This window comes from Embleya sp. NPDC020886 (assembly GCF_044333915.1).
Classification (GTDB): domain Bacteria; phylum Actinomycetota; class Actinomycetes; order Streptomycetales; family Streptomycetaceae; genus Embleya.
In genome coordinates this window covers 49,770-64,731 of record NZ_JBIRRX010000008.1, presented here as the reverse complement: position 1 = coordinate 64,731, position 14,962 = coordinate 49,770, and the positions used below count along the sequence as shown (strand labels likewise).

The following is a 14,962-nucleotide window of genomic DNA, read 5'->3' as shown; positions in this document are numbered from 1 at the left end:
GGGGAACAGGGCGCCAAAGCCGCACACATGCTGCATCCATGCGGCACTGTGGGTGATGACCTGGGGAATCGGCGGACCATGGCAATCGGGAGGCCACGCCATGACGTTCAAACGCCATCGACTCGTACAGCGCCGCGAGTCCCAGGGCTACACCCAAGAATCACTCGCCGAAAGGCTCGGCGTAGACCGCACCACCATCGCCCGCTGGGAAAACGGCAAAGGCCCCCAGCCGTGGATGCGTCCGAATCTGGCGAGAGCACTGAGCCTGTCCCATGAGGAGCTCGACACCCTGCTGCGCAATGTCGGCGATTGCGATCGGTCGCCGGTGGTCGGAAGCCTGGGCCATGGTGACCCGGCCACAGGAGCCGCGTTGCGTGCGGACCTCTCGGATGTCGCCGAGCGCTACGACAACTCGCCTTCTGCGGGACTACTCGCCGACGCAGGCCAGCTCCTGACTCGCGTCACCATGGCCGCCGACCAGGCCCGCACCGGGCGAGCCCAACGCGAACTTCGCTGCCTGCAGGCCGAGGCGGCGACCCTGATGGGCCAACTCGTCTGGGACGCCTCACAACGCTCGGACCACACCACAGCCCACACCTACTACGCACAGGGCATCGATCTTGCCCGCCACCTGCACGACCGCACCCTGGAAGGCCGAGCCCTCCTACGCACCGGATACCTCGCGCTCTACGGCACCTGCCAACCGCAAGAGGGCCTCGACTACTCGCTGCGGGCAGCCGAAGCCGCCAAGACCACCAGCCCCGCGCTGCTGGCCGTCGCCCTCCTCCACGTCGGAGAAGCACACGCGATGCTCGGGCACGTCAGCGATTGCGAACGAGCCCTCGCCCAGGCCGAACGCCATCTCGACCGGGTCAGCGCCGTCGACGCCGCAGCCGACCTCGTCTCCCCCACGCAGTTCGGACGCCTGGCCGGATCGTGTTATCTGAACCTCGGACAGAACCAGCGCGCCCAGCAGCAACTGCAGTCGACTGCCGAGCAATTGCCCGCCAGGCGGAAGTCGCGCACCATCGTCCTCGGAAACCTGACACTCGCCCTCATCAGGCAAGGCGAGCTCGACAACGCCGTATCCGTGCTCGGCCAGGCCATCGACGAGCTGGAACAAACCCGAGGAGGCGGGGGCATGAACGTCATCTTCGCCGCAGGCCGCGAACTACGCCCATGGCATCGCAGAGTCGACGTACAAGACGTACAAGACCGCCTCTTCACCCTGATGACAGCCACCTGAACACCAAGGAGCGCGCGGTGCCCACCGAGCACGACCAGGCCAAACAACGTGTCCGCGAACGAGTATGGGACGCACTCGACGCCGCGGACGCCGTCCACGACACAACCAGCCACGGCAGAATCCCGGACTTCCACGGCAAGGACCAAGCCGCCGAACGCCTCGCCGCACTCGCCCGGTGGAAAACCGCGGGCGTCATCAAATCCGTGCCGGACAAGGCCCAGCTACCCGTCCGCGTGCAAGCCTTGGCCGAGGGCAAGATCGTGTACATGGCGGTCCCCAAACTCGCCACGCCGAAGCCGTTCTACGTCCTCGACCCCGCGACACTCACCGCCCCGCCCGAGCAGGCGGCAACCAGTCACATCGCGGCAACCATCGCCCCGACCGCCGACGCCGACACCCTTCAACCGATCGACATCGTCGTTCTCGGCAGCGTCGCAGTGAACCGCACCGGCGTCCGCATCGGCAAGGGCGCCGGATACTCCGACATCGAGTTCGCCCTCCTCACCGAGGCTGGCCTCATCAGCCCCGACACCCTCATCGTCACCACGGTCCACGCGCTCCAAGTGATCGACGAGCCGATCCCGTGGACCGAACACGACGTCACCGTGGACCTGATCATCACCCCAGACGAAGTCATCAGGACGACCGAAACGCATCGCCCCTCGGGCATCCTCTGGGGTCACCTCACATCGGAGAAAATCGCTGGGATCCCCGCACTCACCCTGCGGGCCTCCCAGTCCGGCATCGGGTTGAAAAGGCACGTCTGAGGCGCACAGAGTGGGCCACCGACGGCCGAGGCTCCTGCGGGAAGCTGGCGGCGAAGCTGAGACGCACCATCCAGCCCAGGGATCAGTGCATCTGTAGCGTGGCAGTCGAAGCCACTGGACCCGCACGCGCTGCCCTAACTCTAGTCATGCAGAACTCTAAATCTAGTTATGCTAGGTTGAGCCTATGAAGGCACCATTCAAGATCACTGGGGCGACCCTGGACGTGCTTGAAGCACTCCTCGCCCACCGTGATGAGCTGCATGGGTTCGCCATCGCGCGGGCCGCTGGCAAGGCAACTGGCAGCGTCTATCCGATTCTTCTTCGCCTGGAGAACGCGGGCTGGGTCGAGAGTCACTGGGAGACGGAACACCCCCAAGAGGGACGCCCGAGGCGTCGCTTCTATCGGTTGTCCGGCGTGGGCTTGCCTCACGCGCAAGCCATCGTCATGGAGCGCCGAGGCCAGCTCCCGAACCCTCTTCCAGATACTGACCTTCGCCCGAACCCCGTCCTGGGATTAAACGCCGGGGGCGGAGCCAGCTGATGGCCAGCATGCTGATCGGCGCCATCGTGGCGCTTCTCTTCACCGAGGCCGTCGACATCTGCCCATGGCTAGCGGCCAGAATGGTTCGCGCTTCGGCCCGTCGAATCCCCAACCCGAAACTAGCTCTGCGCTTCGAGGAAGAGTGGCTCGGAGTGGTGGAGCGGCGCCCCGGCAAACTCCTCAAGCTCGTAAGCGCGCTGGGCATCGTCATCCTGGGGGGCCGGAAGGTCAGGGCCTCGATGCGATCCGCGCCGAAGGCCCTCCGAATGCAACGCTGGCGAACGACTCGCCACGTCTTTGCAGAGAACCCCTTGGCCGCCTGGGGCTGGGCACTGATCTTGGGTTGCAGCGCCAGCCTGGGCGGATTCATTGCAACTTTGGACGTCGGGCTGGCCGCACGAGCCGTCGCCTTGTCATTGACGACGTTCGCCGTCGTCGTCGTCCTCCTGATCGTCGCACTGGCGCGAAAGAGGCGACGTAGGGTCACCGCCTCCAGTGCGGGCACCTTGGCGAGCCTCGAGACAGAGCGGACCTGACCGTGTTCCAGACGCCGTGGACCATCGCGCTGATCGTGACCTGCGCGGTAGTCGCCTTGGAGTGTTCGTCGTTGCCGGGTCGTGTGGCAGCGTGGGTCGTGTATTGGTCAGCGGCCCGCCTGCCGGGCGAAGACAACGTGGAACGTTATCGGGAGGAGTGGCTTGCCGACGTATCCGGTCGCAGATTCGAGTGGAAGAAGTTGGCCACTGCCTTGTCGATCCTGTTCTTCGGTGTCGCCAGAATCCGAGCGCTGTGTGTAACTACTACTGCCAACCGACCCGAAGATTCAGTCGCGTGCGCCAGCCCGAACACAATGTCCGATGCCGCCCGCGAAACGTCGAAGATGGATCTCGAACGCAAGAAACGGCCTCCCTCGTGGATTCGCGAGGAGATGATCCTCGTGTGCGCCCTCCACGTCGAGCACGGATGGAAACGGCTCGACCACAACCACCCGGCCGTCATCGAGTTGTCCAGACTGCTGAGGTCCGCGCCGTACCATGGCGTGCAGCAATACGGAGAGGGCTTCCGCAACACCTACAGCGTGTCGCGTAAGACGAGCGACCTCAAAACCGCTCACCCCGACTACGACCCTCACCACCGGCGCCTGAATGGCGGAGCCCTCACGACCCTCATCGTGCATGAGTTCATCGCGGACACCTCTGGCATGCTCGCGAAAGATGCCCGAATCCGCGCATCACTGGAAACTCCTCGAACACGTTAGCCTCGGGCTTTCACGAGACGGGTGTCTGACACGCGGTTAGAAAAGCGAGAAGTGCCCCTGTCCTGCAACGATAGGGCATGTCTAAGGTCCAAATCATGGCGTGGAAAAAAAGCACTTCTCGAGTCAAGAAAGGATAGCGGGTCAACTTGGCCTGGCAGTCATCTGGAAACCACATCCGGTGGGTGACCTGGAACCAAGCCCATCCTCGGCGGGGAACCACAGCTACCTAGGACAGCGCTAAGTGGCTGCTGACAGGTCCCTCTGAGTCCCGACGTCAACCTCGTGTGCGTCGGCTTTCTCGGACGCGACTGATGAGATTCGCGTCCTTCTGGCACGCGCATCCGGAGGAGGGAACCCGATGGTCGATCATCTCGTCGGGCCGGGGGCCGAAGCGGGTGTCGTACTCGATGCGTCGCGGGAACCCTCTCACCAGGCCCGTGCTACGCGCGATCCAGGCACCGACGACCAGGCACGCGGCCTGCTGTGCCACGAACGCGGCCGAGGGCCGGAACCCGTCGTCCGTTCCGCCGGTCAGCTCCGCCGAGTTGATCAGCCCGCAGAGCGCCTGGCCGAGGAACTGTCCCACGATTTCCTGTTGCTGAACGTCCAGGCCTTCCAGATCCTGTTCGGCCAGCGGTTCCTGGCCGCGGGCGATTCGTGCCAGAGGGAGCCCGGTCAGTTCGTGCAGCCGTTGCTCCGCGCTCTTCTCGCTGTGGTTGACCTTGAAGTAGCAGCGCATGCAGGGGCCGGTTGGCAGCGCCTCGTGCAGGGCGACGGTGGTGCCGAACGGGCCGCCGGTGCTGCCGTCCAGGGTGAGATCGGCCTGCAGGCGTTGCAGGTCGTGCCGGGCGTAGCGAGGTCGTCCTGGCCAGTACCGTGCATGCGGTCAGGGCGAGTACGACGGCCAGTGCGTGGCGCACGCCACGCGGATCGCACGGGTCCGGCACCCGGGCCAGCCGCTCCAGGAGACCAGGCAGCCGACAGTCCACTACGCCGAAGCCCTGGCCCTCCCCTCATCGACTGTTCGGGTGATCTGTGGGTCGACGACGGCGGCTACGGGATCCTGCGCGAGTGCATGACCAACACGTTCGGCGCCACCACCCACACTGAACTTGCCCGCCCCGACTTCACCGCCGTGGCCAAGTCCTTCGGCATCCCGGCCACCCTGTTGTCCCCCGCCGCCCTGCTGGCCGACCTCGCGCAGTCCCTCGCCGCCCCCCGGCCGCTCCGTCGTCATCCTCCCGGCGGTCCTGAAGCTCTTCGCCCCGACTCGCCTCTGAGCACAGCCGACCAAGATCTCCCGACGCCCCCGCCGGGCCGCCCCGGACGGTATGTTCCGGTCCGGCGGGGGCGGCACGCCACCGCAGGCCAGGTGCCAATCGCCGGGCCGATGTCAGTGGCCGCGACTACGCTGAGCGCGGAGAGGAGGACAGTGTGCTGCTGAGATTCCGCGTGGCGAACGTGCGGTCCCTGCGCGACGAACAGGAACTGTCCTTCATCGCGCCCGAGGGCGAGAGCGGGGGCGACGGGTCGGCGAACCCGGTGGAGCTGGCGGGCGGCGGAACCGTGGCCGTCTTCCCGCTCCTCGCCGTCTTCGGTGCGAACGCCTCCGGCAAGTCGAACGTGCTCAGCGCTCTCGGCGACATGCGGCATGCGGTGCTCAACTCCTACGCTCGCTGGGCGTCCTACGAGGGCGTCCCCCGCCACGTCTTCGCGCTGCACCCGAAGAGCGAAAACGAACCATCCTTCTTCGAGGTCGACATCCTGATCGACTCCGTCCGCTGGACGTACGGCTTCGAGCTTGGCTCGGACCGGGTCGAATCTGAGTGGTTGCACAGTTACCCGCACGGCCGCCGTCAGGAGTGGATGGACCGCGACGCCTCCCGGACCGAGGTCTACAAGTGGCCGGGCAGCCGGATCCGCGATCGGTCCCAACTCGTGCGCCGCACCCGGCCGAACGCCCTGCTGCTCTCCACGGCCGGCACGGACAACCATGCGCAGCTCTCCCCGCTCTTCCACTGGTTCCGGCGCAACCTGTGGTCGATCGACCCGGAGGCCGAACGCCCTCAGCGCGAGGCCTTCACCACCCGGGAGCTCGCCGGGGACCGCGCCCAGCGGATCCAGGAGCTGCTCAGGGTCGCGGACCTCGGCATCACCGGGGCCTCCGTCGTGCGGGAGGGCCCGGGGAAGAGCTCGGTGAAACTGACTCACAGGTCGGCGGGCGGGGACGTGGCCTTCGACTGGTCGGAGGAGTCCTACGGCACCCGCTCCTGGTTCGCCCTCCTCGGCCCGCTGCTGCTGGCCATCGACGAGGGCGCGGTGCTGCTCATCGACGAGCTCGACGCGAGCCTGCACTCCCGGTTCGCCGCCGAAGTCGTGCGGCTCTTCCACGACCCCCTCGCGAACCCCAATGGTGCGCAGCTCGTCTTCACCTCCCATGACGCGACGATGCTGACCACCCCCAGCGGGGGGCGACTGCTGGAACCCGGACAGGTGTGGCTGACGCAGAAGGATAAGGACGGGGCGACCGAGCTCTACCCGCTGACGGACGCGGACCCGGGCGAGGAGGAGGATCTCACCCAGTCCTACCTCGCGGGAGCGTTCGGCGGCGTTCCGTCCCTGCTCGAGGGGCAGATCGCGCGGCGGCTGGCGACGGCGCGGGAGACCGGGGCGTACGGAGGGGCGGGACAGGGCTGATGGCACGGCCGCAGCGGGGAAACGACGCGTTGGGGCGGTCCTCGAGGGGGGCGGGACAGCGGAGACGGGTGGTCTTCGTTTTCACCGAGGGCGAGGTGACCGAGCCCTCGTACTTCGACATCATCACTGAGGTGGGGGTACTGAAGAACCCGGCCGCCAAGGTCGAGCTGCGCATCGCCAACCGGAAGAAGAAGGTAGACCGTAAGCCGATCGACCTCGTCGAGATGGCGGCTGACTTCCTGCGCGAGAAGACCCGCGAAGCCAAGCGCGCGAAGCTGAAGGGCGCTGCCGCCCAGCCGCAGGTCTGGTGCGTCTTCGACCACGACAACCATCCGCGGGTCCCCGAGGCGATGAAACTGGCCAAGGAGGCCGGTGTTCATGTCGCCTTCTCGCATCCGTGCTTCGAGGTGTGGCGGCTTGCCCACTACAAAGCGGTCACCGGTTCGTTCGAGGGGGTGTGCGATCTCGTGGCCGACCGGCTGCCCTTCCAGCGTGGCAGTGAGGACGCCGCCAATCCGAAGCTCGTCCTTCCCGGCCAGGTTCTCGGCAGGTTCGCAGAGGCCCGGGACAACGCGCGACGCATGAACGACCAGCACGGTGACCATGTGCCCAAGTTCAACCGCGACCCGTACACGGACATGCACACCTTCGTCGAGGACGTACTCGGCATCGCCTCCTACTGACGTCCCCGGCAGACCGGCCCGCTGATTTCGGGATGGGGCGGGGCGGCCATAGGGTCGGACCGCCATCTCAGGTCGTAGGGAGTCGTACGTGGCCAAGCTCACGCTCGCCCAGTTGGAGCGGCACCTGTTCGCCGCAGCCGACATCCTCCGGGGGACGATGGACGCCTCCGAGTACAAGGACTACATCTTCGGGCTGCTCTTCCTGAAGCGCGCCAACGACGAGTTCGAGGCGGCCCGGGAACGGATCGGGGAGCAGGCGAGGAGGGACTGGGGCTTCGACGGCGAAGAGCTCGACGCCTTTCTGGAGCAAGAGGCCCCGTACCGCGAACGCGACGTGCTGTTCGTGCCCGAGAAGGCCAGGTGGCACGAGCTCTCGGGCGTCAAGCACAACATCAACGAGAGCGTGCTGCGCCCCGCCCTGCAACTGCTCGAAGGGCAGAACGAGAAGCTGACGGGTCTCTTCGACCACCTGGACTTCAACCGTATCGGCGGCTCCGGCGCCGCCGCAGGCACGGCGACGCTGGCCGACAAGCGCCTGGAACTTCTCATCGCGCACTTCGGCCGGGTCCGGCTGCGCACGGACGACTTCGAGTTCCCCGACCTAATCGGCGCCGCCTATGAGTACCTGATCAAGGAGTTCGCCGACTCGGCCGGCCGCAAGGGCGGCGAGTTCTACACCCCGCGCGCCGTGGTCCGCATGATGGTCGAACTCCTCGCCCCCACCCAGGGTATGCGGATCTACGACCCGTGCGTGGGTTCGGGCGGCATGCTCATTCACGCCGCGGAGTACGTGGAGGAGCACGGCGGGGACACCTCCGACATGTTTTTCGCCGGCCAGGATGCCAACAGCGGCTCCTGGATCATGTCCACGATGAACATGGTCCTGCACGGCGTACGCCGCTTTGACCTGACCACCGGCGACACCCTGGCAAGGCCGACCCATGTCCCGACCTCGGATGCGGACCGCTTCGACGGGGTGCTCAGCAATCCGCCGTTCTCGATGGACTACATGGCCACGGACCTGGCGCACAGGACCGAGCGGACCTCCTACGGCCTGACCGGCGAGCGAGGCAAGGCCGACCTGATGTTCCTCCAGCACATGCTCTGGGAGACCAAGAAGGAGGGGCGCGGCGGCATGGTCATCACCGTCATGCCCCACGGCGTGCTGTTCCGGGGCGGCGGCGAGCAGCAGATCCGTACGAAGCTGCTGGACGAGGACGCCGTGGAGGCGGTCATCGGCCTCGCTCCGAACCTCTTCTACGGCACCGGCATCCCGGCCTGCATCCTGGTGCTGCGCCCGCCTGGCTGCAAGGACCGGGACAGGGGGGAGGACGAGCCGGAGCGCGCGGGGAAGGTCATGTTCATCAACGCGGACCGCGAGTACCACGCCGAGCGGGCGCAAAACGTGCTGCTGCCCGAGCACGCCGAGAAGATCACGACCACGTTTCGGACGTTCGCCGAGGTGCCCGGCTTCTCGCGCGTCGTGACTCGCGAGGAGCTCGCCGAGAACGGCGACAACCTCAACATCCGCCGCTACGTGGACAACACGCCGCCACCCGAGCCGCAAGACGTCAGGGCGCACCTGGTCGGAGGGGTGCCGCGCGCGGAGATCGAGGCGAAGGGCGAGCTGCTCCGCGGGTACGGGATCGGGGTGAACGATCTGTTCGCGGAGCGGTCGCCCGCCGACGCCGACTACCTGGACTTCCGGCTGGCCGACGCCCGCCCCGACCTGGGCGCGCTCGCCCGGCCGCGCGAAGAGGAGCTGCGGGCCGCGTTTGCCGAGTGGTGGGCGGCCGAGGCGAAGCACCTGGAAGCGGTGGCCGCGACACCGGAGGTGCTCGCCGCATCCACGGCCTCCGAGCGCAAGGCCGCGCTGATGCGGGCGCGCGGTTCTCTGATGGACTCCTTCGTCGACCGGCTCACCCAGGTCGGCCTCCTCGACCGGTACGCGCTCGCGGGCGCGGTCGCCGGGTGGTGGCACGAGGCCAAGTACGACCTGCTCGCCCTGTCGGAGAACGGGTTCACGGGCGTGATCGACGGCTGGGTGGAGAACGTCGAGGCCCTGCTCGCCCCCGAACAGGACCCCCGCACGAAGAAGGAGCACAAACGGACCGCCGCGGAGCGGCGTCAGGCGTACGACCACAAGCTCGTCGCCGCGATCGCCCCTGACTTCCTGACGGAGCTGAAGGAAGCGGACGCGCGCAAGGCGGACCTCGACGCGAAGTGGAAGGAACTCAACGGGCGGTTGCCGAAGGAGCCGGCGGCAGGGGGTGGCTCGGCGGGTTCGGCCGACGGCGACGGCGACGGCGGCGAGGAGTCCGACACCGACGTCGAGGAAATCACCCTCTCGGTGGAGGAGTTGGCGGAGCTGTTGGCGGAGATCGCCGTCGTGAAGAAGGACCGCGCGAAGGCGGGCGCGGTGGTCAAGCGCCTGGAAGCGGACTTCTGGTTCCCCTACCCGAGCGACCCGCCCACCCTGGGTGAGGAGCCGCCCCACCTGTTCCGTGCGCGCGCGGCGCTGGAGGCGGCCGAGGAGCGCCGGGTCGTCCTCGCCCTCCTCCGCGACGACCTCGCGGCGAAACTGAACGGCCATGTGGTCCGCTGTCAGCGGGAGTTGACGACGTCCTACGAGACGTGGGAGAGCAAATACGCGGTCTCGCTGGCCGAGATCCGCGAGGGCCGCGAGCGGGCGACGTCGAAGCTGGACGGGTTCCTGGAGGAGTTGGGATATGAGTGAGCTTCCCCCTGGGTGGATGATTTCCAGAGTCGGTGATGCATTTGACATGCAGCTTGGCAAGATGTTGAGCAAGGAAGCGTCAGCGGGGGTCGAGCAGCGTTGCTACCTGACCAATAAAAACGTCCAGTGGAATCGGCTCGACTTCGATGCGATCAACTTCATGAGCTTCGACTCGGCAGAGCGTGAAAAATTTCGACTGGTCCGAGGGGATCTGCTGGTAACCGAGGGGGGCGAGGTCGGGCGGACTGCGATGTGGGAGGAGGAGCGTGGTGAATGCTACTTTCAGAAGTCGCTGCATCGACTCCGGTCCCGCGGAGAGATTGATCCTCGGTTCATGCTGCATTACATGCATTACGCTGCCCGTCGGCGGATGTTCACAGATTCCGTGGGACAAACAAGCATCGCTCATTTGCCGCAGGACAAGTTCGCAAAGCACCTAATTATGCACCCGGTTGATCTTGCGGTCCAGCGCCGGATTGTGGCTGCGATTGACAGCGTAGCGGAGGTAGCGCGTGGCATCGAGGCGTCGATCGCCAAGCTGCGCGTAACGCGGTCCGCCGTGATTGACAGCCTCTTGGGCAGCTTCGACTGGTCGAATCGCCTATCTGATGTTCTGGAGGGGCCTATCCGAAACGGATTCTCTCCGGTTGAGAGCGCTTCGTGGACCGGGGTGCAGATGCTCGGTCTTGGATGCCTCACGCCGGAGGGTTTTCGTGCCGACCAACTCAAATATGCTCCCCCATCCATCTCGCCGAGACATTCGGCTGTACTCGTGGACGGGGATCTCCTGATGAGTCGAGCCAACACGCGCGAATTGGTCGGACTGGTGGGCGTGTATCGAGGCGTGGGAACTCCGTGCATCTATCCTGACCTTATGATGAGGCTGCGCCCCTCCAGAAAGAGCTCCGCTCCCTTCCTGGCTGCCACGCTCATGGCGACCAGGGCCCGTCGGGAGATTCGGTCCATGGCTCAGGGGACATCCGAGAGCATGGTCAAGATTTCGGCTGGTGCGGTTAAGAGAATTCGGATCCCCTTGCCTGGACTCGAAGAGCAGGAAAGAATTCTTACGGCATCGCGTATTGCAACCGAACGCATTGAGTCAGAAATTACCGAGATGGCCAAGTTGCGGGCGTTGAAGCAAGGGTTGGTGGACGACTTGTTGTCCGGGAGGGTCGCCGTTGCAGCGGCCGGGGGCTGAGGCGCCACAGCAGGGGCGTCCGCCTTCCGGCTCTGGAGCGGGAAGAGAGGCAGGCCGGGGGACCCTCGCGAAGGCGCCGCCGAGCGCTGACCGGAGCAAGCCTCCTCGCGGACGTACCATCGCATTCCGGTACGTCCGCACCCCGGTTCACCGCTCTTTCTCCCGTACTCCTCGCGCGCCCCCATCCCGCCGCGCAGAATGGATCTCCAGTGGACGTACGGGGAGAGGCGCGGGTTCGTGGTGATGCAGGTCGAGCGGGACGAGGTGGAGCGGCCGCTGGTCGCACAGCTCAAGGCGATGGGGTGGACGCACCGGCCGGGCCGCGAGATCGGCACCCTCGACGTCGACAGGCCCCTGCTCGCCGACCTCCTCGACCCGGCCCTGCGCCGGATCAACACCCGGGCCCTGGACGGCGTGCCCTGGATGGTCGCGAGCGACGTCAACCGTGCCATCACGGCACTCGCCCGCGTGCCGCTCGGCGAGGGGGTCGTCAAGGCCAACCTGGCAGCCACCGGGCTGCTGCTCAGCGGACTCGTGCTGAGCAAGCCCTCCGCCGGGCACGGCGGGGCGTCGGCCACGGTGCAGTACATCGAGTGGCACCCCGACCGGGTCGGTCTCAACGACTTCACCGTGGTCGACCAGCTCCGGGTCAGGAACCGCGCGGGCAAGGACTCCGTCCTGGACGTCGTCCTCTTCGTGAACGGCATCCCGCTCGTCGCCGTCGAATGCAAGAGTCCCGACCTCGCCGAGCCCGTCCGCGAGGCTGTTCTCGACCTTCGGCACTACGCGGGCAACCCGGTCGTAGAGGAGGGAGCGCGGGCCCGTCCGGCGGAGGGGCCCACCCGGCCCGCCAGCGTACCTGAGCTCTTCCGCACCGTGCAGTTGCTCGTCGCGGCGACCGGTGAGACCGCCCACCTGGGGACTGTCACCTCCGGCCCCGAGCATTTCCACCCTTGGCGCAGCGTCGAGCCCGAGGACGGCAGCACCCTGCGGCGTGAACTCCTCACGGCGGGGCTCGTGCCGGCTGCCGACGGGTCCGCGCCGGCCGCACTCGGCGAGCAGCAGAAGCTGGTGGGCGTGGTGCTGCGCCCCGCGGCGCTGCTCAACATCGTGCGGCACTACGTGATCGAGCTGCCCGTCGAGACCGACTCCGGCGCCACGCTGACCATCAAGGCCGTTGCCCGCCACCAGCAATACCGGGCCGCCGAGAAGGCTGTACGGCGGCTGCTCGACGGGCGGCCCCGGAGCGGGCCGACGACCGAGGACGAGCGCGGCGGCGTCATCTGGCACACCCAGGGCTCCGGCAAGAGCCTGACCATGACCTTCCTCGTCCGGCGGGTCCACGCGCACCCAAAGCTGAGCGAGTTCACCGTCGTGGTCGTCACCGACCGCACCCAGTTGCAGACGCAGCTCACCGAGGCGCTGGACACGAGCGGGTCCGAGGTCGTGACGGCTGACACCCGCACCGAACTGGAGGGCCTGCTGCGGGCGGGCGGCCGACGGGTCGTCTTCGGGATGATCCAGAAGTACGGGGTCGGGCTCACCTTCTCCGGCGACGCCGAGCAGGACGAGGACGGCCGCGACCTGGCGGAGGAGTACGCGGAGGCCGAGCGGACCCGCGCCGGGAAGCGCGCCGAGGTGGCGCCGCCCGTGCCGAACTTTCCCGAGTGCAACACGTCTTCCGCCATCCTTGTCCTGGTCGACGAGGCACACCGCTCGCACACCAGCGTGCTGCACGCCGCTCTGCGCAAGGCCGTCCCGAACGCGGCGAAGATCGGGTTCACCGGAACGCCCATCACTACCGGGCGGGAGGAGGATACCCGCCGGATCTTCGGGCGCGGTGACTCCCCGCGCGGCTTCCTGGACGAGTACCGGATGGAGGACGCCGAGCACGACGAGGTCGTCGTCCGCATCCGCTACGAGGGGCGCACCGGGGAGGGCGAGGTCAAGGACGGGGCGGGCCTCGACCGCCGGTTCGACGACCTGGTCCTCGACCGCACGCCGGAGGAGAAGGCCGCGCTGCTGAAGCGGTGGCCCACCGGAAGCGACGTCGCCGAGTCCGAGCCGATGATCGCGGCCAAGGCTGAGGACATGCTGGAGCACTGGGTGACCACCGTGCTGCCCGGCGGCTTCAAGGCGCAGGTCGCGGCCGTCAGCCGGAAGGCCGCCGTGGAGTACCACCACGCTCTGCGGGCGGCCCGCGACCGACTGCTGGAGGAACTGGAGGGCTACGACCCCGAGTCGGTCGCCGGCACTCCGCCGGAGAGGCTGGAGGGCCGACTGCGCTATCTGCACCAGGCCCACCAGTTCCGAGCCCTGCTGCGCCGGATCGACTTCGTTCCCGTCATCTCTCCGAGCACCGGCAGCAAGCACGGCCAGTGGGCGGAGTGGACCGACTCCAGGCGGCAGGAGGCGTACATCGCGCGCTTCCAGAAGGCGTTCCCGCTGCTGCCCCCCGATTCGGTGTGGGCCCAGGCGACGGCGGTGACTGCGCCAGCTACGACTCCCGAAGCGGAGGCCGCCGACCGGAACGCGGATCATCCCTGGTCCCACGCCGTCACAGAGCCCCACGCGTCCCGGCGCGGGGCCGTGCCCGACCCGGTGCACCCCGACAGCCCCATCGCGATGCTGATCGTGAAGTCGATGCTGCTCACCGGCTTCGACGCCCCCCGCGAGCAGGTTCTCTACCTGGACCGCCCGATCCGCGGCGCCGAACTGCTCCAGGCCGTCGCCCGCGTCAACCGCCCGCACCCAGGTAAGGAGATCGGCTACGTCGTCGACTACTACGGCGTCTTCGGCCATCTGAACAAGGCGCTGGCCGGATACCGGGAGGCCGACCAGCACGACACGATGCGCAGCATGTCGGTGGAGATCGAAAGTCTCGAACCCGCTGCCGCCGCCGTGCGCGGCCTCCTCCGCGACCTCGGTGTCACGGACGCCGACCTGACCGACCCGGTGCGGCTGCGTGCCGCCCTGGACCGGTTCGAGGACGAGGACACCCGGCTCGCGTTCGACACGGCACTGCACAATTTCCTGGACACGATGGAACGCGTACTGCCGCATGAGGCTGCCCTCGAGTACGTGAACGACGCCCGGCACTGGGGGCTGCTCCAGAAGCGCGTGCGCCGCCTGTTCCGGGACGCCGAGGGCGGCACGTTCACCCTCCGCAGGTACGGACGGAAGGTCCGGGCCATGATCGCCGACCATCTGGAGGGGCCGGAGATCGAGGAGGCGATCCCGCCGGTCTGGATCACCGCAGACGGCTTCGACGACGCAGTGCGCGGCCTGCCGCCCCGCGAGGCTGCGGCCGAGATGGGGCACGCCTTGCGGTTCCACCTGGAGGAGCGGGTCCGGCGGGAGGACCCGGAGAAGTACCAGCGCCTGTCGGAACGCCTTGAGGAGATCCTCCGGACGACTCCCGACCGGTTCGAAGAGCAGGCCGAGAAGTTCGCACGCCTGATCGAGGAGGCCAGGCAGGAGCACGAGGAGGACCCGGAGGTCGCCGGCCTCAGCCCGCTGGAGCAGAGGACCTACCGCCTGCTGGTCCAGCTCATGGCGGACAGCACCGAGGTCAGGAAAACCAGGGACGACCTCCGCCCGCTCGTCGGTCAGCTGTGCGACGTGGCGGCCGAGACCATGGTGAAGGTGTCCTACCAGGGGCAGAGCCAGGACTTGGCTACCTTGGCCGGGGTCATCCAGGGAAGGCTACTGGCTGGCGGGCTCCGGCCCGCGGACAAGGACTGGGCTCCGCTGAAGGCGATGGCCGAGCGACTCGCCTCCTTCGCGAACGACAACCGCCGCCAGTTCCTGGGCAGGGCGAGAGGAGAATAGGAGG

11 protein-coding genes and 1 pseudogene are annotated in these 14,962 nt (G+C 67.4%); 11 read left to right on the top strand and 1 reads right to left on the bottom strand.

Going from position 1 to position 14,962, the window contains the following annotated elements; translation table 11 throughout:
- The first annotated feature begins 100 nt into the window (after positions 1 to 100).
- The 5 genes from ACH4U8_RS26440 (at position 101) to ACH4U8_RS26420 (ending at position 3,812) form a co-directional block, all read left to right on the top strand.
- The gene (locus ACH4U8_RS26440) at positions 101 to 1,246 is read left to right on the top strand and encodes a helix-turn-helix transcriptional regulator (protein WP_395780663.1); all 1,146 of its coding nucleotides are present in this window, start codon (positions 101 to 103) and stop codon (positions 1,244 to 1,246) included.
- A 17-nt stretch (positions 1,247 to 1,263) separates the two neighbouring features.
- Positions 1,264 to 2,013, top strand: a complete 750-nt coding sequence (locus ACH4U8_RS26435) for a 5-formyltetrahydrofolate cyclo-ligase (RefSeq protein WP_395780661.1) — start codon at positions 1,264 to 1,266, stop codon at positions 2,011 to 2,013.
- Positions 2,014 to 2,197: 184 nt separating this feature from the next.
- Complete coding sequence (locus ACH4U8_RS26430) at positions 2,198 to 2,554, top strand: PadR family transcriptional regulator (protein ID WP_395780659.1); 357 nt, start codon at positions 2,198 to 2,200, stop codon at positions 2,552 to 2,554.
- Positions 2,554 to 3,090 (top strand): hypothetical protein, encoded by a 537-nt coding sequence (locus tag ACH4U8_RS26425; RefSeq protein WP_395780657.1) that lies wholly within the window; start codon positions 2,554 to 2,556, stop codon positions 3,088 to 3,090. Before ACH4U8_RS26430 ends, ACH4U8_RS26425 begins: the two co-directional genes overlap by 1 nt.
- Before the next feature lie 2 nt (positions 3,091 to 3,092).
- Complete coding sequence (locus tag ACH4U8_RS26420) at positions 3,093 to 3,812, top strand: hypothetical protein (RefSeq protein ID WP_395780655.1); 720 nt, start codon at positions 3,093 to 3,095, stop codon at positions 3,810 to 3,812.
- 274 nt (positions 3,813 to 4,086) lie between these two features.
- On the opposite strand, the gene ACH4U8_RS26415 is transcribed toward ACH4U8_RS26420, so the two are convergent.
- Positions 4,087 to 4,551 (bottom strand): hypothetical protein, encoded by a 465-nt coding sequence (locus ACH4U8_RS26415; RefSeq protein ID WP_395780653.1) that lies wholly within the window; start codon positions 4,549 to 4,551, stop codon positions 4,087 to 4,089.
- Between the two features lie 213 nt (positions 4,552 to 4,764).
- On the opposite strand from ACH4U8_RS26415, the pseudogene ACH4U8_RS26410 reads away from it, so the two are divergent.
- From ACH4U8_RS26410 to ACH4U8_RS26385, 6 genes and pseudogenes are all read left to right on the top strand, one after another.
- Positions 4,765 to 5,092 (top strand): annotated as a pseudogene (locus ACH4U8_RS26410) (thiamine pyrophosphate-dependent enzyme); the annotation flags it as partial.
- A gap of 154 nt (positions 5,093 to 5,246) precedes the next feature.
- A complete protein-coding gene (locus tag ACH4U8_RS26405) occupies positions 5,247 to 6,509 on the top strand; it encodes an ATP/GTP-binding protein (protein ID WP_395780651.1) in 1,263 nt (420 codons plus the stop codon).
- A 68-nt stretch (positions 6,510 to 6,577) separates the two neighbouring features.
- Complete coding sequence (locus tag ACH4U8_RS26400) at positions 6,578 to 7,192, top strand: RloB family protein (protein ID WP_235618638.1); 615 nt, start codon at positions 6,578 to 6,580, stop codon at positions 7,190 to 7,192.
- Between the two features lie 88 nt (positions 7,193 to 7,280).
- Complete coding sequence (locus ACH4U8_RS26395; RefSeq protein WP_395780649.1) at positions 7,281 to 9,929, top strand: N-6 DNA methylase; 2,649 nt, start codon at positions 7,281 to 7,283, stop codon at positions 9,927 to 9,929.
- Complete coding sequence (locus tag ACH4U8_RS26390; RefSeq protein ID WP_395780647.1) at positions 9,922 to 11,127, top strand: restriction endonuclease subunit S; 1,206 nt, start codon at positions 9,922 to 9,924, stop codon at positions 11,125 to 11,127. Before ACH4U8_RS26395 ends, ACH4U8_RS26390 begins: the two co-directional genes overlap by 8 nt.
- A gap of 243 nt (positions 11,128 to 11,370) precedes the next feature.
- On the top strand, positions 11,371 to 14,958 hold the full coding sequence (locus tag ACH4U8_RS26385) for a type I restriction endonuclease subunit R (RefSeq protein WP_395781011.1): 3,588 nt from the start codon (positions 11,371 to 11,373) through the stop codon (positions 14,956 to 14,958).
- The last annotated feature ends 4 nt before the right edge of the window (positions 14,959 to 14,962 follow it).